We start from the raw sequence: 22,231 nt of genomic DNA, 5'->3' as shown, positions 1-22,231 counted from the left end.
TATGGGTTTTCCTGTTCGCAAGTTTGATGCCGTGATTGTTGGCGGTGGTGGTGCAGGTTTACGCGCAGCCCTCCAATTGTCTAAATCCGGCCTGAATTGTGCTGTTTTGTCTAAAGTGTTTCCAACCCGTTCTCATACTGTAGCAGCTCAAGGTGGTATTTCTGCTTCATTGGGTAATGTGCAGGAAGACCGTTGGGATTGGCACATGTACGATACCGTGAAAGGTTCCGACTGGTTGGGTGATCAAGATGCGATTGAATTTATGTGTCGCGCAGCGCCTGAAGCCGTAATTGAGTTGGAACACATGGGTATGCCTTTCGACCGTGTGGAAAGCGGTAAAATCTACCAACGTCCTTTCGGCGGGCACACTGCCGAACACGGTAAACGTGCGGTAGAGCGTGCATGTGCGGTTGCTGACCGTACCGGTCATGCGATGTTGCATACTTTGTACCAACAAAACGTCCGTGCCAATACACAATTCTTTGTGGAATGGACGGCGCAAGATTTGATTCGTGATGAAAACGGCGACGTAGTCGGTGTAACCGCCATGGAAATGGAAACCGGCGAAGTTTATATTTTCCACGCTAAAGCTGTGATGTTTGCTACCGGTGGCGGTGGTCGTATTTATGCTTCTTCTACCAATGCTTATATGAATACCGGTGACGGTTTGGGTATTTGTGCCCGTGCGGGTATTCCGTTGGAAGACATGGAATTCTGGCAATTCCACCCGACTGGTGTAGCCGGTGCCGGTGTATTGATTACCGAGGGTGTACGCGGTGAGGGCGGTATTCTGCTGAATGCCGACGGCGAACGCTTTATGGAACGTTACGCTCCGACTGTAAAAGACTTGGCTTCCCGTGACGTGGTTTCCCGTGCGATGGCGATGGAAATTTACGAAGGTCGCGGTTGTGGTAAAAACAAAGACCACGTTTTGCTGAAAATCGACCATATCGGCGCAGAAAAAATTATGGAAAAACTGCCGGGTATCCGCGAGATTTCCATTCAGTTTGCCGGTATCGACCCGATTAAAGACCCGATTCCTGTTGTGCCGACTACCCACTACATGATGGGCGGTATTCCGACTAACTACCATGGCGAAGTTGTCGTTCCGCAAGGTGAAGATTACGAAGTACCTGTAAAAGGTCTGTATGCGGCAGGTGAGTGCGCTTGTGCTTCCGTACACGGTGCGAACCGCTTGGGTACTAACTCCCTGTTGGACTTGGTGGTATTCGGTAAAGCTGCCGGCGACAGCATGATTAAATTCATCAAAGAGCAAAGCGACTGGAAACCTCTGCCTGCTAATGCTGGTGAATTGACCCGCCAGCGTATCGAGCGTTTGGACAACCAAACCGATGGTGAAAACGTTGATGCATTGCGTCGCGAACTGCAACGCTCCGTACAACTGCACGCCGGTGTGTTCCGTACTGATGAGATTCTGAGCAAAGGCGTTCGAGAAATCATGGCGATTGCCGAGCGCGTGAAACGTACTGAAATCAAAGACAAGAGCAAAGTGTGGAATACCGCGCGTATCGAAGCTTTGGAATTGGATAATTTGATTGAAGTAGCGAAAGCGACTTTGGTGTCTGCCGAAGCGCGTAAAGAATCGCGCGGTGCACACGCTTCAGACGACCATCCTGAGCGCGATGACGAAAACTGGATGAAACATACCCTGTATCATTCAGATACCAATACTTTGTCTTACAAACCGGTACATACCAAGCCTTTGAGCGTGGAATACATCAAACCGGCTAAGCGCGTTTATTGATGAGTTTTCAGACGGCCTTTACCTTAAAGGCCGTCTGAAACCTAACCATACCCACATTGAACTGCTTGAATTCATAATACAAAATCATTGGGCAGTTTATGAGAAAAGGAACACTTCTCATGGAAAAAATGAGTTTTGAAATTTACCGTTACAACCCGGACGTTGATGCCAAACCTTATATGCAACGTTACGAGTTGGAATTGGAACCAACCGACGTTAAGCTTTTGGATGCTTTGGTGCGCCTGAAAGCGCAAGACGATACATTGTCTTTCCGCCGTTCTTGCCGTGAAGGTATTTGCGGTTCTGACGGTATGAACATCAACGGCAAAAACGGCTTGGCATGTCTGACTGATCTGCGCGGCCTGAAACAGCCGGTTAAAATCCGTCCTCTGCCAGGCCTACCTGTTATCCGCGACCTGATTGTGGATATGACCCAATTCTTCAAACAATATCACTCCATTAAACCTTACGTTGTCAATGATAATCCTATCGATGCGGACAAAGAGCGTCTGCAAACTCAGGAAGAGCGTAAAGAGTTGGACGGTTTGTACGAATGTATTTTGTGCGCCTGCTGTTCGACTGCCTGCCCGTCATTCTGGTGGAACCCTGATAAATTTGTTGGTCCGTCTGGCTTGCTGAATGCTTACCGTTTCATTGCGGATAGCCGTGATACTATTACTAACGAGCGTTTGGATAATCTGAACGACCCATACCGTTTGTTCCGTTGCCACACTATTATGAACTGCGTAGACGTATGTCCTAAACACTTGAATCCGACCCGAGCCATCGGTAAGATTAAAGAGATTATGTTGAAACGAGCCGTTTAAGAAATGATGGTTTTTGACGATATTGCCAAACGGAAAATCCGTTTTCAAACCCGCCGGGGATTGTTGGAATTAGACTTAATCTTCGGTAGGTTTATGGAAAAAGAATTCGAGCACCTGAGTGATCAGGAGTTGTCCGAATTTTCCGAAATCCTCGAATTTCAAGACCAAGAATTGCTTGCCTTGATTAACGGACATTCGGCGACGGACAAGAAACACCTGATTCCCATGCTTGAAAAAATCAGACAGGCATGACGTATTATAGAGCTTGTTTGCGATGCCAATCCGAACAAGCTCTTTCCATACGGAGGCCGTCTGAAAAAAAGGACCGTGCCGCTTGGGCGGCAACGAAAGCCCCAACTTACAAAGGAGTTTAAGAATGTCTAAATCAGTCAAGCTCACCACCCCGAATCAAGAGACCTTGGAACTGCCAGTATTGGAAGCAAGTATCGGCCATGATGTGGTTGATATCCGTACTTTGACTAAAAATACAGGTCTGTTTTCCTTCGACCCCGGATTCGTGTCAACTGCAAGTTGTGAATCCAAAATCACTTATATTGATGGCGATGAAGGTCTGTTGTATTACCGTGGTTATCCTATCGAGCAGCTGGCAGAAAAATCCGATTATTTGGAAGTTTGCTATCTGTTGATTTACGGCGAACTGCCTACCCCTGAACAGAAAAAAGAATTTGATGCCACAGTCAGTCGCCATACTATGCTGCATGAGCAGCTGACTTGGTTCTTCCGCGGTTTCCGTCGCGATGCGCATCCGATGGCGATGATGGTTGGCGTGGTTGGCGCTTTGTCTGCGTTCTACCAAGACAGCTTGGATATTGCCAATCCTGAGCACCGCAAAATTGCGATTTACCGCTTAATCTCCAAAATTCCGACAATTGCGGCAATGTGTTACCGTTATTCCAACGGCCTGCCGTTCAATTATCCAAAAAATAACCTTTCCTATGCTGAAAACTTCTTGCACATGATGTTTGCGACTCCATGTGAAGAATACAAACCTAATCCAGTATTGGCTCGCGCGCTCGACCGCATCTTTATTTTGCATGCCGACCACGAGCAAAACGCTTCTACTTCGACCGTACGTTTGGCCGGCTCTTCAGGCGCGAACCCATTTGCCTGTATCGCTGCCGGTATCGCCTGTCTGTGGGGTGCTTCACACGGCGGTGCAAACGAAGCTGTGTTGAAGATGCTGGACGAAATCGGTGATGTATCTAATGTTGCCGCATACATGGAAGGTGTGAAACAACGCAAATACCGTCTGATGGGCTTCGGTCACCGCGTATACCGCAATATGGACCCACGAGCCAGCATCATGCGCGAAACCTGTTATGAAGTCTTGAAAGAATTGGGCTTGGAAGACAGTCCTAAATTCAAGCTGGCGATGGAATTGGAACAAATTGCACTGAAAGATCCATTCTTTGTTGAACGCAAGCTGTATCCAAACGTCGATTTCTACTCCGGTATCGTCTTGTCCGCATTGGGCATTCCAACTGAAATGTTTACCGTTATCTTCGCATTGTCGCGCAGTGTAGGTTGGATTTCTCATTGGCATGAAATGATTAGCGATCCGGCACTGAAAATCGGTCGCCCACGTCAACTGTATACCGGTGCAGAGCGTCGCGATTACGTTCCGGTAGATAAACGCTAATAGACAATACATTAATATATTGTTGAAAAGTCGTTTGAAAAAATCGAATTGCCGTTTTCAATGAGGTTGGTCGTAATTAATTAAGTTGATAGCAGGTAATTTGATTTGAAATAGGGTAGAATAAAGTGTCATTTCAGACGGCCTGAATTCCGTTCGGAGAACACGGGATTCTACCCTTTGTTTATATTTTAAAGAAAAGAGCTCACGCCATGATGGACGAAAAACTCAATTTCTCTTATCTGTTTGGTTCTAATGCGCCATACATCGAGGAGTTGTATGAAAAGTTTCTGGATAATCCGGAATCTGTCGATGAAAAATGGAAACAGTACTTTACCGATTTGAGTAAACAGCCGGGCGCAGTCGCTGTCGATGTTGCCCATACACCGATTCGTGAATCATTTGCCACTTTGGCCAAAAAGAAAATTGCCGCAGCCGTCGCAGGCGGTGTGGATGAGGCAATGATGAAAAAGCAAGTCAGCGTTTTGCGACTGATTTCTGCCTATCGTATCCAAGGCGTGGGTGCAGCCCAACTTGATCCGCTCAAACGTATTCCTCCTCAAAATATCGAAGCTCTCGATCCTAAATTCCACGGTCTGTCAGATGCCGATATGGCACTTCAGTTCAATATGGGCGAGGGCGATTTTTCCGGTCAGGGCAAACTGCCTCTGTCCCAAATCATCAGCAACCTCAAACAAACCTACTGCGGCCATATCGCGGTAGAGTATATCTACATTCCAAATACGGAAGAGCGCCGCTGGGTTCGCAATTATTTTGAAAGCGTACTGTCTACGCCAAGCTACAACGTTGAACAAAAACGCCGTATCTTGAAAGAAATGACTGCTGCCGAAACTCTGGAACGCTACCTGCATACCAAATATGTCGGTCAAAAACGCTTTGGTGTAGAAGGCGGTGAAAGCGCGATTGCCGGTTTGAACTACCTGATTCAAAATGCCGGTAAAGACGGCGTGGAAGAAGTCATCATCGGTATGGCACACCGTGGCCGTCTGAATGTTTTGGTGAACATTCTGGGTAAAAAACCCAGTGATTTATTCGCTGAGTTTGAAGGCCGTGCCGAAATCAAACTGCCTAGCGGCGACGTGAAATACCACATGGGCTTCAGCTCCGACATCGCTACGCCACACGGCCCGATGCACGTTTCTTTAGCATTCAACCCATCACACTTGGAAATCGTGAATCCGGTAGTGGAAGGTTCTGCACGCGCCAAACAAAAACGTTTGGGCGAAAACGGCCGCGATAAAGTCTTGCCGGTATTGATTCACGGTGACTCCGCATTTATCGGTTTGGGTGTTAACCAAGCAACATTCAACCTGTCTAAAACACGCGGTTATACCACAGGTGGTACTGTTCACATCGTGATCAATAACCAAATCGGCTTTACGACTTCCGATACCCGTGATACCCGTTCTACCGTATACTGTACCGATATCGCGAAAATGGTTTCTGCTCCGGTTATCCATGTGAACGGCGATGATCCTGAACGCGTTTGCTTTGCCATCCAAGCTGCCTTGGATTACCGCAAAAAATTCCATAAAGACATCGTGGTCGACGTTGTCTGCTACCGTAAATGGGGCCACAACGAGGGCGATGATCCGACCTTGACCCAACCGATGATGTACAAAAAAGTATCGCAACACCCAGGTGCACGTGCTTTGTACACCGAGCAACTGATTGCCGAAGGCGTGGTAACTCAAGCTGAGGCCGATGGTTACATCCAAGCCTATCGTAATGCTTTGGACAAAGGCGAACATGTTGAACAAACAACTTTGAGCAACTTCCAACGCACGCAAATCGACTGGAGCAAATACCAAGGCAAAGATTGGCGCGAACACATCGAAACCGGTTTGCCTGCCGCGGATATTGAGCGCCTTACCGAGAAGTTTACCGCCGTACCGGAAGGCTTTGCCCTGCATCCGACTGCGAAACGTGTGATTGAAGCGCGTAAAGCCATGGCATCCGGCAAACAAGCCATCGACTGGGGTATGGCCGAAACTTTGGCATACGCAAGCCTGCTGACTAAAGGTCATGGCGTGCGTATCTCCGGTGAGGACTCCGGCCGCGGTACATTCTCACACCGTCATGCAGTATTGCACGATCAAAACCGTGAAAAATGGGACGACGGTACTTATGTTCCTCTGCGCCATATGGGCGAAGGCATGGGTGAGTTCCTGGTCATCGACTCCATTTTGAACGAAGAAGCCGTGATGGCGTTTGAGTACGGCTTTGCCTGCTCCGCACCTGACAAGCTGACCATTTGGGAAGCTCAATTCGGTGACTTCGCCAACGGCGCGCAAGTGACTATTGACCAATTCCTGTCTTCAGGCGAAACCAAATGGGGTCGTTTGTGCGGTCTGACCACCATCCTGCCGCACGGCTATGATGGTCAAGGTCCTGAACACTCTTCTGCACGCGTAGAACGTTGGTTGCAACTGTGTTCTGAGAACAATATGCAAGTCATCATGCCGTCTGAAGCGTCGCAAATGTTCCACATCTTGCAACGTCAAGTCTTGGGTTCATACCGTAAACCTCTGGTGATTTTCATGTCCAAACGCCTGTTGCGCTTCAAAGGTGCAATGAGCTCGCTGGAAAACTTTACCAAAGGTTCGACTTTCCGTCCGGTTATCGGCGATACTGCTGAACGCGCAAGCAACGACAGCGTGAAACGCGTGGTATTGTGTGCCGGTCAGGTTTACTATGACTTGGAAGCTGGTCGTGCCGAGCGTAAACTGGAAGATGATGTTGCTATCGTCCGCGTTGAGCAGCTGTATCCGTTCCCATACGACGAGGTTAAAGCTGAACTGGCGAAATATCCGAACGCGAAATCTGTGGTTTGGGCACAAGAAGAGCCGAAAAACCAAGGCGCGTTCTACCAAATTCGCCACCGCATCGAGGACGTTATCAGCGAAGAGCAAAAACTGTCTTATGCCGGTCGTCCAAGCAGTGCATCGCCTGCAGTGGGCTACTCAAGCAAACACATTGCTCAATTGAAACAATTGGTTGAAGACGCTTTGGCGTTGTAAACCAAGTGGCATTCCGTCTGAGGCTGCTCAGGCGGAATGCCCATATGCAGAATTAAAAACACACAACAGGCCGTCTGAAAGGGCCATTGGAGACACAAAATGATTATTGATGTAAAAGTACCTATGCTGTCTGAAAGCGTATCTGAAGGCACGCTCTTGGAATGGAAGAAAAAAGTTGGCGAAGCAGTTGCCCGTGACGAAATTCTGATCGATATCGAAACTGACAAAGTGGTTTTGGAAGTACCTTCTCCACAAGCCGGCGTATTGGTTGAAATCGTAGCTCAAGACGGTGAAACCGTTGTTGCCGACCAAGTTTTGGCACGTATCGATACAGCTGCTACAGCTGCTGCTGAAGCACCTGCAGCCGCTCCTGCCGAAGCAGCCCCAGCCGCCCCAGCCGCCGCTCCTGCTGCTGCACAAAACAACGCCGCTATGCCTGCCGCCGCCAAACTGGCTGCCGAGACCGGTGTTGACGTGAACGCATTGCAAGGTTCCGGCCGTGACGGTCGCGTATTGAAAGAAGACGTACAAAATGCCGCTGCCAAACCTGCCGCAGCCGCTGCTCCTGCCGTTGCACTTCCTGCCGGCGCACGTCCTGAAGAGCGCGTACCAATGAGCCGCCTGCGTGCCCGTGTTGCCGAACGCCTCTTGGCTTCTCAACAAGAAAACGCCATTCTGACTACATTCAACGAAGTCAACATGAAACCAATCATGGACTTGCGTGCGAAGTACAAAGATAAATTCGAGAAAGAACACGGCGTAAAACTGGGCTTTATGTCCTTCTTCGTTAAAGCCGCTGTTGCCGCCCTGAAAAAATACCCGGTTGTGAATGCTTCTGTTGACGGCAAAGACATCGTGTACCACGGTTACTTCGACATCGGTATCGCGATTGGCAGCCCACGCGGTTTGGTTGTGCCAATCCTGCGCGATGCCGACCAAATGAGCATTGCCGACATCGAACAAGCAATTGTTGATTACGCGAAAAAAGCCAAAGACGGCAAAATCGCTATCGAAGATCTGACCGGCGGTACATTCAGTATTACCAACGGCGGTACCTTCGGTTCTATGATGTCTACCCCGATCATCAACCCGCCTCAATCTGCGATTTTGGGTATGCACGCCACTAAAGAGCGCGCCGTGGTTGAAAACGGCCAAGTTGTTGTCCGTCCAATGATGTATCTGGCTCTGTCTTACGACCACCGTATCATCGACGGCCGCGAAGCTGTATTGACCTTGGTAGCCATTAAAGACGCGTTGGAAGACCCAGCTCGCCTGTTGTTGGATCTGTAATCGTTTCAGACGGCCTTTTATTTGTTAATGAAAAGGCCGTCTGAATTTTTATTTAGATGTAGCGTAATGTAGTATCGTGCTACAATAGGCTCAACAAACGATTGAGGCCGTCTGAAACATTTGATTCGAATGAATCGGCAGATATGGACTTTCAGACGGCCTTTTCTTAAAACCATCAAAACGCAGTCATTCAAAATAAAAAAGAAACAAAAAGTATCGTTTTTATTTTGAGATACTGCAAAAGCAAAGGATGACACGATGTCTCAATATGATGTAGTAGTGATTGGTGCAGGCCCGGGCGGATACGTTGCCGCCATTCGTGCCGCGCAACTGGGTTTTAAAACCGCTTGCGTCGATGCAGGCGTTAACAAAGCAGGCAATGCCCCTGCATTGGGCGGTACTTGCTTGAACGTGGGCTGTATCCCTTCCAAAGCCCTGTTGCAATCGAGCGAACATTTCCACGCTGCGCAACACGAGTTTGCCGAACACGGCATCACTGTCGGCGACGTAAAATTCGACGCGGCCAAAATGATTGAGCGCAAAGATGCCATCGTGACCAAGCTGACTGGCGGCGTGAAATTCCTGTTCCAAAAAAACAAAGTAACCAGCCTGTTCGGTACTGCTTCCTTTGCCGGTAAAAATGGCGATGTTTACCAAATCGAAGTCGATAACAAAGGCGAGAAAACCGTTATCGAAGCCAAACACGTCATCGTAGCGACCGGTTCCGTACCGCGTCCGCTGCCACAAGTCGCTATCGACAACGTGAACGTTTTGGACAACGAAGGCGCATTGAACCTGACCGAAGTTCCTGCCAAACTCGGCGTGATCGGTTCCGGCGTGATTGGTTTGGAAATGGGTTCCGTATGGAACCGCGTGGGTTCAGAAGTTACCATTCTTGAAGCCGCGCCGACCTTCCTGGCTGCCGCCGACCAACAAATCGCCAAAGAAGCCTTCAAATACTTCACCAAAGAGCAAGGCTTGAACATTGAATTGGGCGTGAAAATCGGCGACATCAAATCTGAAGGTAAAGGCGTTTCCGTTGCTTACGAAACTGCCGCCGGCGAAGCCAAAACCGAAGTATTCGACAAACTGATCGTTGCCATCGGCCGTATTCCAAACACCAAAGGCCTGAACGCCGAAGCCGTAGGCCTGGAAAAAGACGAGCGCGGCTTCATCAAAGTAGATGGCGAATGCCGTACCAACCTGCCTAACGTATGGGCAATCGGCGACGTGGTTCGCGGCCCGATGTTGGCACACAAAGCCAGCGACGAAGGCGTTGCCGTTGCCGAGCGCATTGCCGGTCAAAAACCGCATATCGATTTCAACAACGTACCGTTTGTTATTTACACCGACCCTGAAATCGCTTGGGTGGGTAAAACCGAAGAGCAACTCAAAGCCGAAGGTGTGGAGTACAAAAAAGGTACTTCAGGTTTCGGTGCGAATGGTCGCGCATTGGCAATGGGCAAAGCCAAAGGTACGGTTAAAGTATTGGCAGATGCCAAAACCGACCGCATCTTGGGCGTACACATGATCGGCCCGGTTGTCAGCGAATTGGTTACCGAAGGCGTGACTGCGCTCGAATTCTTCGCCAGCAGCGAAGACATCGCCCGCATTATCCATGCCCACCCAACCTTGTCCGAAGTGGTTCACGAAGCTGCATTGGCGGCCGACAAACGCGCTTTGCACGGTTGATAGACATTAAGGCCGTCTGAAACTTTTCAGACGGCCTTAAGGCCTTCGACAAATTGAATGTTCCGAGAGCTCCGTTTTCTGATTTATAATTCCGTCAGACAAACAAACAGCATTTACATTCATTATGAACAAAGAAATAGTCGGTATTTTCTTTATACCGGCGGGCATCATCAGCATGTGTATGGCCGCATTGTGGCAGATGTATGTGATGATGACCGAAACTTATACGCTCAACCGTTTCAAAGATAAAGAATTGGTTTGGCGCGTGGCATTGTTGTTTATCAGTTTCAGCCTTGCCGTTTATCTGCTCTGCCCGAATTCGCGTAAAAAAGGCATCGTCTTTTTTATTCTCGGGGGCGGCGGTGCAGCCATGTATCTGCTGGCGCGGATGTGGTTGCCCTTCAGTAAATAGTAGGGCCGTCTGAAAATATGGGATTGGCCGCAGGGCGATTCCTAAAACCCACTCACCTTAAGGAGAAATCCATGAATTTACACGAGTATCAGGCTAAAGAACTGCTGGCTAGCTACGGTTTGCCCGTACAAGGCGGTATTTTGGCACACAACGGCGAAGAAGCCGCTGCAGCTTACGACAAATTGGGCAGCAAATTCGCTGTTGTCAAAGCACAAGTACACGCCGGCGGCCGCGGTAAAGCGGGCGGCGTAAAAGTCGTTAAAAGCCGCGAAGAAGCTAAAGAAGTGGCTGAAAGCCTGATTGGCACCAACTTGGTAACTTACCAAACTGATGCCAACGGCCAACCTGTCAACAGCGTTTTGGTTTGCGAAGACATGTATCCTGTTCAAACCGAGCTGTACTTGGGCGCAGTGGTTGACCGTTCTACCCGCCGCATTACATTCATGGCTTCTACCGAAGGCGGCGTGGAAATCGAAAAAGTTGCTGCCGAAACTCCTGAAAAAATCTTCAAAGTAACCGTTGATCCGCTGGTCGGCCTGCAACCTTGCCAAGCTCGCGAAGTTGCGTTCCAACTGGGCTTGAAAGACAAACAAATCAATGAGTTCGTCAAACTGATGACCGGTGCGTACAAAGCATTTGTCGACAACGACTTTGCCTTGTTTGAAGTAAACCCATTGGCAGTTCGCGAAAACGGCGCACTGGCTTGCGTGGACGGCAAAATCGGCATCGACAGCAACGCGCTCTACCGCCTGCCAAAAATCGCTGAATTGCGCGACAAATCCCAAGAAAACGAACGTGAGCTGAAAGCTTCTGAATTCGACCTGAACTATGTTGCCCTGGAAGGCAACATCGGCTGTATGGTGAACGGTGCCGGTTTGGCGATGGCCACTATGGACATCATCAAACTGAAAGGCGGCCAACCTGCCAACTTCTTGGACGTTGGTGGCGGCGCTACCAAAGACCGCGTGGTTGAAGCGTTCAAACTGATTTTGGAAGACAAATCCGTTAAAGGCGTATTGATCAACATCTTCGGCGGTATCGTACGTTGCGACATGATTGCGGAAGCTATTGTGGCAGCCGTTAAAGAAATCAACGTCAACGTTCCTGTCGTTGTTCGTTTGGAAGGTAACAACGCCGAACTCGGCGCGAAAATCCTGAACGAATCAGGTCTGAAACTGACTTCTGCAGACGGCCTGAATGACGCAGCCGAAAAAATTGTTGCAGCCGTAAACGCCTAAGGAGAAAAGAATGAGCGTATTGATTAATAAAGACACCAAAGTATTGGTTCAAGGTTTCACCGGTAAAAACGGTACTTTCCACTCCGAACAAGCTCTGGCTTACGGCACTAAAGTTGTTGGCGGCGTTACCCCGGGTAAAGGCGGTCAAACCCACCTGAACCTGCCTGTGTTCAACACCATGAAAGAAGCGGTTAAAGAAACCGGCGCGGACGCATCTGTAATTTACGTCCCAGCTCCGTTTGTTTTGGACTCTATCGTTGAAGCCGTTGATTCAGGCGTAGGCTTGGTCGTTGTGATTACCGAAGGCGTGCCTACTTTGGACATGCTCAAAGCCAAACGTTACTTGGAAACCAACGGCAACGGTACCCGCTTGGTCGGCCCTAACTGCCCGGGTGTGATTACTCCGGGCGAGTGCAAAATCGGTATTATGCCGGGCCACATCCACACTCCGGGCCGCATCGGTATTATTTCCCGTTCCGGTACATTGACTTACGAAGCCGTGGCACAAACCACCAAACTGGGCCTGGGTCAATCAACCTGTATCGGTATCGGCGGCGACCCGATTCCTGGTATGAACCAAATCGACGCACTGAAACTCTTCCAAGAAGACCCAGATACCGACGCCATCATCATGATCGGTGAAATCGGCGGTACTGCGGAAGAAGAAGCAGCCGAATACATCCAATCCAACGTAACCAAACCTGTTGTAGGTTACATTGCTGGTGTTACCGCTCCTAAAGGCAAACGTATGGGCCACGCCGGTGCGATTATCTCCGGCGGTAAAGGTACTGCCGAAGAAAAATTCGCCGCTTTTGAAAAAGCCGGTATCGCTTACACCCGCAGCCCTGCCGAGCTGGGTACTACCATGCTGGAAGTGTTGAAAGCAAAAGGTTTGGCATAAGACTTAAGTCTTTAAGCTGAATTGAAAAGGCCGTCTGAAGTTTTCAGACGGCCTTTTTTAAATTCCATTTCGTTATTTTCAGAATAAGGACTTAATTTTATTTAAATTAACGTTTATTTCGGAATAAACGGTTATAATTTATTAACAGATAAATAGTCTGTAACCATATCAACCTATATCAAGGAGAAAAGCATGAAAAAACACGATTTTGAAGCACGTCGCGAGGCTTTGCTGAAAGACATCCGAGAAGTGATGGATGATGTGGAAGAATTGTACCGCAATGGTGTTGAAGCCGGTTCGGAAGAGGGCAGCAAAGCCCGAGCCAAATTGGAAGAAAAATTGGCTGTGGCCAAAGAGCGTTTGAGCCGTTTTGAAGAAGAGGCCGGCGAGCGTTTGCGCCATCATGCCGAGCGTGCGCGTGAAAAATACGAGCAGTTTGAAGAGGCGGCTCAGGAGCGTTTGAAAGAAGGCAAAGAGCGTTTTGCCGAATTTGAAGCCGATGCAGGTGCGCGTTTGAAACGCGGTGCCAAACACGCTGATGAAGTGGTGCATGAAAAACCATACTATGCGATGGGTTTTGCCGCATTGGCCGGTTTGGTTGTCGGTGTGTTGTTGAACCGCCGTTAATGCGAATATGTTAAGGCCGTCTGAACAGGCGTGCACATGAAATCATGGATTTCATTGCGCCGTGCAGACGGCCTTAGCCTTATGTTTCCTAAGAAAAAAGGATAATCGAGATGGGAATTCGCCAGCGTTTTGAACATGGCAAGGCTTTGTTGAATCAGGGCGTGGATTTGCTGCTGCTGCGTTTGCAGGTATTGAGCTTGGATTTGACGCGTCAGGCGGAGAATGTGTTCCGGTTGGCGATTTGGCTGGTATTGTCCGGCGCGCTGTTGATGGTGGGCTTGGTCGGTTTGTTGTTTGGCTTGAACCGCGTGCTGTCGGATGTGGCGGCGTTGTGGGTATTTTTCGGCATTTTCTTTGTGAGCCTGCTGATTATTGCCGCATTGTTCCGCAAAGTATCGGCAGATTATCGGGAGCAGGGCAGTCGTGTGGCTGAAACCTTGCAGGATATTCGATCGGATATTGCGTATTTGCGCGGTGAGATAGACAAGGATGCGGACGATGAAGCAACAGGAGTATGAAGAAGCGCGCGAGCTGCTGCTTTTGGAAGCCAAGCTGGTGCGGCTGCGGATTGAAGCGGAAAATTTGAAACTGCGTAAAGCGGAAGAAAGCAAAACACGACAGGGTAATCAGTTGATTAAGCTCGCAGATGTGGCGTATCAGTTGAGCCAAACGCGTTTGCTGTCTCAACGCGCTTTGTTTTCTACATCGCGTCGTCGGCATTGGATTTGGCTGGTATTGGCGGTCATACTGGGTTTGTCGAGATAACCGAGGGCAGAGGTTTGGTCAAAATGATATTTGCGGCGAGTTGTCGGCTCGTGTGAGTCGCTTGTTGCGGACGCTGCGTCATTGTGTTGCCGAAACTGAAACTTTATCTATGTTGAGTATTTTTTACAAAAGACACCGGCCGTCTGAACATTTCAGACGGCCTCAATGTTTGGAGTTTCAGATATAATGGCGGCAATTTTGAAATTATTAAATGAAGGATAAGTGATGAACCGTTTGTATCCCCACCCGATTATCGCCCGTGAGGGCTGGCCGATTATCGGCGGCGGTTTGGCTTTGAGCCTGTTGGTGTCGATGTGTTGCGGCTGGTGGTCTTTGCCGTTTTGGGTGTTTACCGTATTTGCATTGCAGTTTTTCCGCGACCCTGCGCGTGAGATTCCGCTAAATCCTGAAGCGGTGTTGAGCCCGGTTGACGGCCGTATCGTGGTGGTCGAGCGCGCACACGATCCGTATCGTGATGTCGATGCTTTGAAAATCAGTATTTTTATGAACGTGTTCAACGTGCATTCGCAAAAATCGCCTGCCGATTGTACGGTAACGAAAGTGGTCTATAACAAAGGCAAATTCGTGAATGCGGATTTGGACAAGGCCAGCACGGAAAACGAACGCAATGCGGTGTTGGCGACTACGGCTTCAGGTCGTGAAATTACTTTTGTTCAAGTGGCCGGTTTGGTAGCGCGCCGTATTTTGTGCTACACTCAAGCAGGTGCGAAACTGTCTCGCGGCGAACGCTATGGCTTTATCCGCTTTGGTTCGCGCGTGGATATGTATCTGCCTGTCGATGCGCAGGCGCAAGTGGCGATTGGCGATAAAGTTACCGGCGTCAGCACTGTATTGGCGCGTTTGCCGCTGACTGCGCCGCAAACTGAATCTGAGCCTAAAGCCGCACCAGCTTCACAAGCGGCTCCGGTTGAAACAGTGGCAAGCCAATCTACCGAACAACAGCAAATTGAAGCAGCGGCGGCTAAGATTCAAGCGGCTGTGCAAGATGTGTTGAAAGATTAATAGTCAGCTTTAAATGATTGGTTAAAATAAGAAAAAGGTTTTCAGACGGCCGTCTGAAAACCTTTTTTGTTTGCCTGTCTGATTTTAAAACTTCACGTTTACACCGCCAGTAAAGCTGCGGCCCATTTGCGGCGTATCAGAGAGGAAGCTGCTGTGGGCGTAAACGGATTGGTTGAGCAGGTTGTCGGCTTTGACGTACCAATTCCACTCGCCATAGCGCGTATTGCGGCGGTAGTTTGCGCCGAGGTTGAGCATATGGTGTCCGGGCGTGCGCGTTTCGTAGCGGGCGAGTTTGTTTTGGGCAAACACGCGGTAGTAGTCGAGGTGGGCATCGATACGGTCGGTCAGCGAGGCTTTCAGGTGGAAGCCGAGGCGCGCAGCCGGAACGCGAGGCGCGTTTTGGTCGTCCTGTGCGATGAAAGGACGGTTACTGTAAGCATCTTCCCTGCCGGGTAGGGAAGGCAGGTTTTTCAGACGGCCTCGTACATAGTCGCCGGAAACGCCGATGCGGTAGCGCGGTGTCGGTTTGAAGTAGATTTCGCCTTCCGCGCCGTAGAAGTCGGCGCCGGATTGGTTGTAGCGCACGAGCTTCATTTCGCTGTCGTCTTCGATGGATTTGGGGCCACGTCCGTCGTTTAAGGTTTGGGCGTAAATGTAGTTGCCGAAACGGTTGCGGTAGAGTGCCAGATTGTATTGCCAGCGGTCGCCTTCGTAGCCCAGCGCGAGTTCGATATTGTTGGAACGCTCTTTGTTGAGGTGGTTGTTGCCGATTTCAAAGGTGTTGGTGGCAACGTGTTTGCCGTGTGCGTACAGTTCTTGCGTTGACGGCAGGCGTTCCTGATGGGAGGCGGTCAGGCTGAGTTTGTGGTGTGGCGTGAAATACCAGTTGCCCGAAAGTGCGAACGAGCGGGCGGTTTGGCGGTGCGCACCGAGGTCAGGCAGGGGTTGGTTGTAGTAGTTTTCTCGATCAATCAATGCTTTGTCGTACTGGATGGAGGCTTTTTGTTTTTCCACGCGTACGCCGCCTTCAAGCGTGAAGTTGTCCCAGTTTGCCTGTTCTACACCGAAAAAGCTGTAATGGCGCACATTGTTGTCAATCAACATCGGTTGTTGGACGGTTTCGGGAATAGCGGAAAGCGCGCTGGATTTTTGTCCCAAATATTGTACGCCCCAGCTGCCTTTCAGACGGCCTATGGGTTGGTGGCGTAACTCGATACGGGCGTTGTGTGTTTTATTGTTGAAGAAGTTTTCTACTGCATCGCCTGCTTTTTCGTCGTGGTGGTAGTCATTGCGGCTCAGGTGTACGCGCAGGGCTTCAAAACCGGGGAACGGTTGCTTCCATTCGGCGCGGAGTTCGTAGCGTTTGTTGCGCAGGTCTATCCACGGTTTGCCGTTGTGGACATGGGTGTGTGCATTATCATCGTCGTGGAAACCGCAGCTCAAACCAGGATTGTCGTAATCGACGTCTTCTTCGGTCAAGAGGTGCGGATAAAGCTGCAAATAGCGTTTGTTAATCAAACTTTTCTGCCAGATGATGTCGGCGTGGCAGTCGTCGTAGAGATGGCTGTGGGCAGGCAGGCCGTAGCGGTCGCGACGGTCGCTGTACGCCACGCCGAGGAAACCTTTATCCCCAACCCAAGACAGGCCGATGCTGCCTGTTTTTGAATCGGCATGGCTGTCGGGCAGTCGTTTCAGACGGCCTTCTTCTTTTTGATAGCGCGGTACAGCGTAATCGCCTGATTTGCGGTACAAGCCTTCAGTATGCAGCACGAAGTTGTTGCCCAAGCCGATATTGATGCCTGCGGATGTCAGTTTTTCCAAATTGCCGCTGCTCAAACGTAATCCGGCTTCGCCCGATACGCCGTTTTCAGGCATTTTTTCGGGGATTTTTCCATCGGCAACATCGACCAAACCGGCTACATTGCCCGAGCTGTACAAGAGCGTAACCGGACCGCGCAGGATTTCGACTTGTTGCGACAAGGCGGTGTCCACCATCAAGGCATGGTCGGGCGAGAAGTCCGCCATGTCGCCCGTTTCGCCGTGATGGTTCAATACTTTAATCCGTCTGCCTGTTTGACCGCGAATAACGGGAGCGGATGCGCCGCCGCCGTATTGCGAGGCATGAATGCCCGGTACGCCGTCTAAAGCATCACCCAAGTTGACGGCTTTTTGGCGCAAGGTATCGCCGGAGATGATTTTGTCGGAGGCGGTCGAAGTGTGCAACAGACCCGAAGTGGCGCGCGGACGGCTTTTACCGACGACGGTAACCTCGTCCAAGTCAACCGACTGCTCAGTTTCATGCGCTTGGGAGAGAATAGGGGTGCTGATTAAAAGAATAGATAAAACAATGGGCTTGAGTGTGGTTTGTGTCATTTTAGTTTCTCATCATATTTTGAAAGGCTGTTATTATATAACATTGCATCATTTATATGATAAGACTTTTGAGAAAAAAAGGCCGTCTAAAAACGAAGCGTGGTTTTCAGACGGCCTTTAGTTTGTATGTAGGTTTAAATGAAAATGGAACAATCTCTCTGCTGCCGGGTTTGGGTAAGGCAGAAAGTCATGGCAGATGGTTTGCTTTCATTGAAAGCATTACTTGGTTTCGGCGGCTTTAGCGCCAGCGGTCTCGGCAATCAAATCTAAGAATACCAACGGCTTTTTGCCGATGTTTTTGAGTGCGTGGGACTGACCGGGGCGGGCGATGGTAATGTCGCCGGCGCCGACTTCGGTTTGTTTACCTTCGCTATCGGTAAACAGGCCTTTGCCTGATACAATGATGTAAACGTCTTCATTGCCGGTATGTTTGTGTTGGCCGATGGAAGCGCCCGGCGGTAATGTGAGCCAGCCGATTTCTTTGAATGCGTCTTGGTCGGCGGTTTGATGGCGCGTGAAGGCAAAGCTGCCGAGCAGGGGGCCTTGGCCTCCGGCTGCGTTTTCGCGGTTCCATTCTGCTAAGTCGGCTTTTTTGTACACTTGGATGCTGCGGTCGGTGGGGGTGGTTTGTTCGGCAGCTTGAGCGCTTATGGATGTGCCGAGCAGAAGGGCGACAGATAATGCGGCAAATAGTGGTTTCATGGTGGTTCTCCGTTTGTCAGGTTGAGTCAGATAATGCGGATTCCGTTTTCAGACGGCCTGCAGGGTTGAAACGATTCACCCCGCAGGCTTCCCCCCAAGATTTATTTCACGTTGCGCAGATAGTTCAACAATAAAGGAACAGGGCGGCCGGTCGCGCCTTTTTCACCGCCGGATTTCCATGCTGTACCTGCGATGTCGAGGTGTGCCCATGGATAGTCTTCGGTAAAGTAAGACAGGAATGTTGCGGCGGTAATCGTGCCTGCACCCGGCGTGCCGATGTTTGGAATGTCGGCAAAGTTGGATTTGAGTTGGTCTTTGTAGGTCTCAAAGAGCGGCAGTTGCCATGCTTTGTCGTCCACGTTGCGGGAAGCGGCCAGCAGGCTGTCGACCAAATCTTGATTGTTGCCCATCACGCCGCTGACGTCATGACCCAAGGCGATGATGCACGCGCCGGTCAGGGTGGCAACGTCGATGACGGCTTTGGGCTTGAACTGCTCGGCGTAAGTGAGCGCGTCGCACAAAATCAGACGACCCTCGGCATCGGTGTTCAACACTTCAATCGTCAGACCTTTCATGCTTTTCACGACGTCGCCCGGTTTGTTTGCCGCGCCGGAAGGCATGTTTTCGCAAGTGGCGACGACGGCGACGAGGTTGATCGGCAGTTGCAGTTTGACGGCGGCGCAGAAGGTACTGATGACGGTTGCCGCGCCGCACATGTCAAACTTCATTTCATCCATGTTCAGACCGGGTTTGAGGGAGATGCCGCCGGTGTCGAAGGTAATGCCTTTGCCGACCAAGACGACGGGGGCAGCTTCTTTGTCCGCCGCGCCGAAGTAGCTCAGTTCAATCAGATAGGGATCTTCCACGCTGCCTTTGGCGACCGACCAGAACGAACCCATGTTTTCTTTGATGTAGTCTTTTTCAATGATTTTGGCGTGTGCGCCCAGTTTTTCGGCTTCGGCTTTGGCGGTGCGCGCTAAAAATTCGGGCGTGCATTCGTTGGGCGCAGCGTTGCCCAAATCGCGGCAGAGGCTTTGTCCGTAAACCTGCGCTTCGGCGACGCGCAGTACTTCTTTGACGGCGGCTTCGTGTGCGGTGTAGAACACGGCTTGTGTGAATTTGGCGGGCTTGGCTTCTTTTTTATAGCGGTCGAAACGATAGGCGGCGTTGCCGAACGCGATGGCGAAGGCTTCAGCAACGGCAGCGGCTTGCGCTTCATCGAAGGCATGGATGTCCGCATTGACCGTTTCCTGATTTTGCGCCCATTTGGCGGCTTCGGCAGCGGCTTTGTTCAGCGCGGCGCGGTCGGTTTTTTCGAGGCGGACGACGGCGACTGCCTGCAAACCGTTGTCCGTCGGGATTTTGGTGTCGGCAAAAGTTTGACCTTCTTCAAGCGAAGACAAAAGGGCAAGGGCGGTCGGGTGGTTTAATTGCGCCTCTTCGGTGCAGACAAATAACTGCGCGCCTGCCTGTTGAGCCTGCAAAGTTTCAGCTTTTGTGCTAAATTTCACGTTTATTCTCCTGATTGGAACGGTTGTCGGTTGTTCAGACGGCATGTTGACCAACCGTCCGAACAGATGAAAATCATTGTACTCCATTTGTGTCATGCCGTCTGAAGCCTTATTAATAAATATAGGTTTCCCATAAACCGTATACCACGCTCAATCTTATGATTTACCAAAGAAACTTTATTAAAGAACTTTCCTTTACCGCCGTCGGCATCTTTGTCGTCCTCTTGGCGGTATTGGTGTCGACGCAGGCCATCAACCTGCTTGGCCGCGCAGCCGACGGGCGTGTCGCCATCGATGCCGTGTTGGCCTTAGTCGGCTTCTGGGTAATCGGCATGACCCCGCTTTTGCTGGTGTTGACCGCATTTATCAGTACGTTGACCGTATTGACCCGCTACTGGCGCGACAGCGAGATGTCGGTTTGGCTTTCCTGCGGATTGGCATTGAAACAATGGATACGCCCGGTCATGCAGTTTGCCGTGCCGTTTGCCATTTTGATTGCCGTCATGCAGCTTTGGGTGATGCCGTGGGCAGAGTTGCGCAGCCGCGAATATGCCGAAATCTTGAAGCAGAAGCAGGAATTGTCTTTGGTGGAAGCCGGTGAGTTCAATAACTTGGGCAAGCGCAACGGCAGGGTTTATTTTGTCGAAACCTTCGATACCGAATCCGGCATCATGAAAAACCTCTTCCTGCGTGAGCAGGACAAAAACGGCAACGACAACATCGTTTTTGCCAAAGAGGGCAATTTTTCGCTGACCGACAACAAACGCACGCTTGAATTGCGCGACGGCTACCGTTACAGCGGTACGCCCGGCAAAGCCGATTACAACCGCGTTTCTTTCCAACACCTCAGCCTGATTATCAGCACCACGCCCAAACTCATCGACCCTGTTTCACACCGCCGTACCATTCCGACCGCCCAACTGATTGGCAGCAGCAATCCCCAACACCAAGCGGAATTGATGTGGCGTATTTCCTTGACCGTCAGTGTTTTGTTGCTGTGCCTGCTTGCCGTGCCGCTTTCCTATTTCAATCCGCGCAGCGGCCATACCTACAATATCTTGATTGCCATCGGTTTGTTTTTGGTTTACCAAAACGGACTGACCTTCCTGCGCAATGCTGTGGAAGACGGCAAAATCCATTTTTGGCTTGGACTGCTGCCTATGCACATCATCATGTTCGTGATTGCCGTCATCCTGCTGCGCGTGCGCAGTATGCCTAGCCAACCCTTCTGGCAGGCGGTAGCCAAAAGTCTGACATTGAAAGGCGGAAAATGAACCTGATTTCACGTTACATCATCCGTCAAATGGCGGTTATGGCGGTTTACGCCCTCCTTGCCTTCCTCGCTTTGTACAGCTTTTTTGAAATCATCAACGAAGTCGGCGATCTTGGAAAGGGCAGCTATAACGGCGCAAAATTGGGGCAGTATGTTTTAATGCAGATGCCTGCGCGCGCATATGAACTGATGCCGCTCGCCGTTTTGATCGGCGGCCTGATTTCCCTCAGCCAACTGGCTTCCGGCAGCGAGCTGACCGTTATCAAAGCCAGCGGCATGAGTACCAAAAAGCTGCTGTTGATTCTGTCGCAGTTCGGTTTGATTTTCGCCATTGCCACCGTTGCTCTTGGCGAATGGGTTGCCCCCACGCTGAGTCAAAAAGCCGAAAACATCAAAGCCGCCGCCATCAACGGCAAAATCAGTACCGGCAATACCGGCCTTTGGCTGAAAGAAAAAAACAGCATTATCAACGTGCGCGAAATGTTGCCCGACCATACGCTTTTGGGCATCAAAATTTGGCAGCGCAACGATAAAAACGAACTGACCCAAGCGGCAGAAGCCGAATCAGCCGTTTTGAATCCAGACGGCAGCTGGCAGTTGAAAAATATCCGCCGCAGCATATTGGGTGAAGATAAAGTCGAGGTTTCTACTACCGCCGAAGAAAACTGGCCGATTTCCGTCAAACGCAACCTGATGGATGTATTGCTCGTCAAGCCCGATCAAATGTCTGTCGGCGAATTGACCACCTACATCGACCATCTGGAAAAAAACAACCAAAATACCCAAGTCTATGCCATCGCATGGTGGCGCAAGCTGGTGTATCCCGTTGCCGCATGGGTGATGGCGCTTGTTGCCTTTGCCTTTACCCCGCAAACCACGCGCCACGGCAATATGGGCTTGAAACTTTTCGGCGGTATTTGTCTCGGTTTGCTGTTCCACTTTGCCGGACGGCTCTTCGGCTTTACCAGCCAGTTGTACGGCGTGCCGCCGTTTTTGGCGGGAGCCTTGCCGACGGTTTTGTTTGCACTGTTGGCGGTATATCTGATACGTCGTCAGGAAAAAAGATAAGGCAAAATAAGCTTCAGGCCGTCTGAAAGGCAATCTTCAGACGGCCTGAGTATTTTGTGTGCAAAA

19 protein-coding genes are annotated in these 22,231 nt (G+C 50.3%); 16 read left to right on the top strand and 3 right to left on the bottom strand.

Features of this window, described 5'->3' with window-relative positions; all coding sequences use genetic code 11:
• Position 1 precedes the first annotated feature (1 nt).
• The 14 genes from sdhA to ACTHSQ_RS05840 all read left to right on the top strand — a co-directional run bounded on the left by sdhA (position 2) and on the right by ACTHSQ_RS05840 (position 15,238).
• Positions 2-1,765, top strand: coding sequence for a succinate dehydrogenase flavoprotein subunit (gene sdhA / locus ACTHSQ_RS05905; RefSeq protein ID WP_003686011.1), 1,764 nt, complete (start codon positions 2-4; stop codon positions 1,763-1,765).
• Between the two features lie 119 nt (positions 1,766-1,884).
• Positions 1,885-2,592 carry a succinate dehydrogenase iron-sulfur subunit gene (locus ACTHSQ_RS05900; protein ID WP_002241462.1) on the top strand — a complete coding sequence of 236 codons (708 nt, stop codon included), beginning with the start codon at positions 1,885-1,887 and terminating at the stop codon, positions 2,590-2,592.
• Positions 2,593-2,595: 3 nt separating this feature from the next.
• Entirely contained in the window at positions 2,596-2,844 is a 249-nt protein-coding gene (locus ACTHSQ_RS05895) for an FAD assembly factor SdhE (RefSeq protein ID WP_003678830.1), read from the top strand.
• A 124-nt stretch (positions 2,845-2,968) separates the two neighbouring features.
• Positions 2,969-4,252, top strand: a complete 1,284-nt coding sequence (gltA, locus tag ACTHSQ_RS05890; RefSeq protein WP_250590445.1) for a citrate synthase — start codon at positions 2,969-2,971, stop codon at positions 4,250-4,252.
• Between the two features lie 209 nt (positions 4,253-4,461).
• Positions 4,462-7,290: a 2-oxoglutarate dehydrogenase E1 component gene (locus ACTHSQ_RS05885; RefSeq protein WP_440371372.1), complete on the top strand. Its 2,829-nt coding sequence runs from the start codon at positions 4,462-4,464 to the stop codon at positions 7,288-7,290.
• Between the two features lie 99 nt (positions 7,291-7,389).
• Positions 7,390-8,580 carry a 2-oxoglutarate dehydrogenase complex dihydrolipoyllysine-residue succinyltransferase gene (gene odhB / locus ACTHSQ_RS05880; RefSeq protein ID WP_308887990.1) on the top strand — a complete coding sequence of 397 codons (1,191 nt, stop codon included), beginning with the start codon at positions 7,390-7,392 and terminating at the stop codon, positions 8,578-8,580.
• 258 nt (positions 8,581-8,838) lie between these two features.
• Complete coding sequence (gene lpdA, locus ACTHSQ_RS05875; RefSeq protein WP_440371373.1) at positions 8,839-10,272, top strand: dihydrolipoyl dehydrogenase; 1,434 nt, start codon at positions 8,839-8,841, stop codon at positions 10,270-10,272.
• 124 nt (positions 10,273-10,396) lie between these two features.
• Positions 10,397-10,684 (top strand): hypothetical protein, encoded by a 288-nt coding sequence (locus ACTHSQ_RS05870; protein ID WP_002225316.1) that lies wholly within the window; start codon positions 10,397-10,399, stop codon positions 10,682-10,684.
• Between the two features lie 71 nt (positions 10,685-10,755).
• Entirely contained in the window at positions 10,756-11,922 is a 1,167-nt protein-coding gene (sucC, locus tag ACTHSQ_RS05865) for an ADP-forming succinate--CoA ligase subunit beta (protein WP_440371374.1), read from the top strand.
• Between the two features lie 10 nt (positions 11,923-11,932).
• Positions 11,933-12,823: a succinate--CoA ligase subunit alpha gene (gene sucD, locus ACTHSQ_RS05860; RefSeq protein WP_002221113.1), complete on the top strand. Its 891-nt coding sequence runs from the start codon at positions 11,933-11,935 to the stop codon at positions 12,821-12,823.
• A gap of 192 nt (positions 12,824-13,015) precedes the next feature.
• The gene (locus tag ACTHSQ_RS05855; RefSeq protein ID WP_003686098.1) at positions 13,016-13,450 is read left to right on the top strand and encodes a DUF883 family protein; all 435 of its coding nucleotides are present in this window, start codon (positions 13,016-13,018) and stop codon (positions 13,448-13,450) included.
• Positions 13,451-13,560: 110 nt separating this feature from the next.
• Positions 13,561-13,968 carry a phage holin family protein gene (locus tag ACTHSQ_RS05850; RefSeq protein ID WP_440371375.1) on the top strand — a complete coding sequence of 136 codons (408 nt, stop codon included), beginning with the start codon at positions 13,561-13,563 and terminating at the stop codon, positions 13,966-13,968.
• Complete coding sequence (locus ACTHSQ_RS05845; protein ID WP_315113202.1) at positions 13,949-14,215, top strand: hypothetical protein; 267 nt, start codon at positions 13,949-13,951, stop codon at positions 14,213-14,215. Before ACTHSQ_RS05850 ends, ACTHSQ_RS05845 begins: the two co-directional genes overlap by 20 nt.
• 225 nt (positions 14,216-14,440) lie before the next feature.
• Positions 14,441-15,238, top strand: coding sequence for a phosphatidylserine decarboxylase (locus ACTHSQ_RS05840; protein WP_440371376.1), 798 nt, complete (start codon positions 14,441-14,443; stop codon positions 15,236-15,238).
• Positions 15,239-15,322: 84 nt separating this feature from the next.
• Here ACTHSQ_RS05840 and znuD read toward each other — a convergent pair whose 3' ends face one another.
• The 3 genes from znuD to ACTHSQ_RS05825 form a co-directional block, all read right to left on the bottom strand.
• Entirely contained in the window at positions 15,323-17,611 is a 2,289-nt protein-coding gene (znuD, locus tag ACTHSQ_RS05835) for a TonB-dependent zinc receptor ZnuD (protein WP_440371377.1), read from the bottom strand.
• A 219-nt stretch (positions 17,612-17,830) separates the two neighbouring features.
• Positions 17,831-18,313 (bottom strand): cupin domain-containing protein, encoded by a 483-nt coding sequence (locus ACTHSQ_RS05830; protein WP_107723621.1) that lies wholly within the window; start codon positions 18,311-18,313, stop codon positions 17,831-17,833.
• Positions 18,314-18,414: 101 nt separating this feature from the next.
• The gene (locus ACTHSQ_RS05825) at positions 18,415-19,824 is read right to left on the bottom strand and encodes a leucyl aminopeptidase (RefSeq protein ID WP_440371378.1); all 1,410 of its coding nucleotides are present in this window, start codon (positions 19,822-19,824) and stop codon (positions 18,415-18,417) included.
• Positions 19,825-19,982: 158 nt separating this feature from the next.
• Here ACTHSQ_RS05825 and lptF point away from each other — a divergent pair, with 158 nt between their 5' ends.
• Positions 19,983-21,098 (top strand): LPS export ABC transporter permease LptF, encoded by a 1,116-nt coding sequence (lptF, locus tag ACTHSQ_RS05820; protein ID WP_107768894.1) that lies wholly within the window; start codon positions 19,983-19,985, stop codon positions 21,096-21,098.
• The gene (gene lptG, locus ACTHSQ_RS05815) at positions 21,095-22,165 is read left to right on the top strand and encodes an LPS export ABC transporter permease LptG (RefSeq protein WP_049323849.1); all 1,071 of its coding nucleotides are present in this window, start codon (positions 21,095-21,097) and stop codon (positions 22,163-22,165) included. The genes lptF and lptG overlap by 4 nt, the downstream gene beginning before the upstream one ends.
• Positions 22,166-22,231: the final 66 nt, after the last annotated feature.

This window comes from Neisseria sp. P0009.S008, assembly GCF_051958615.1.
GTDB lineage: Bacteria > Pseudomonadota > Gammaproteobacteria > Burkholderiales > Neisseriaceae > Neisseria > Neisseria subflava.
The sequence above is the reverse complement of the archived record's forward strand: the minus strand, read 5'-3'. Positions and strand labels throughout refer to the sequence as shown.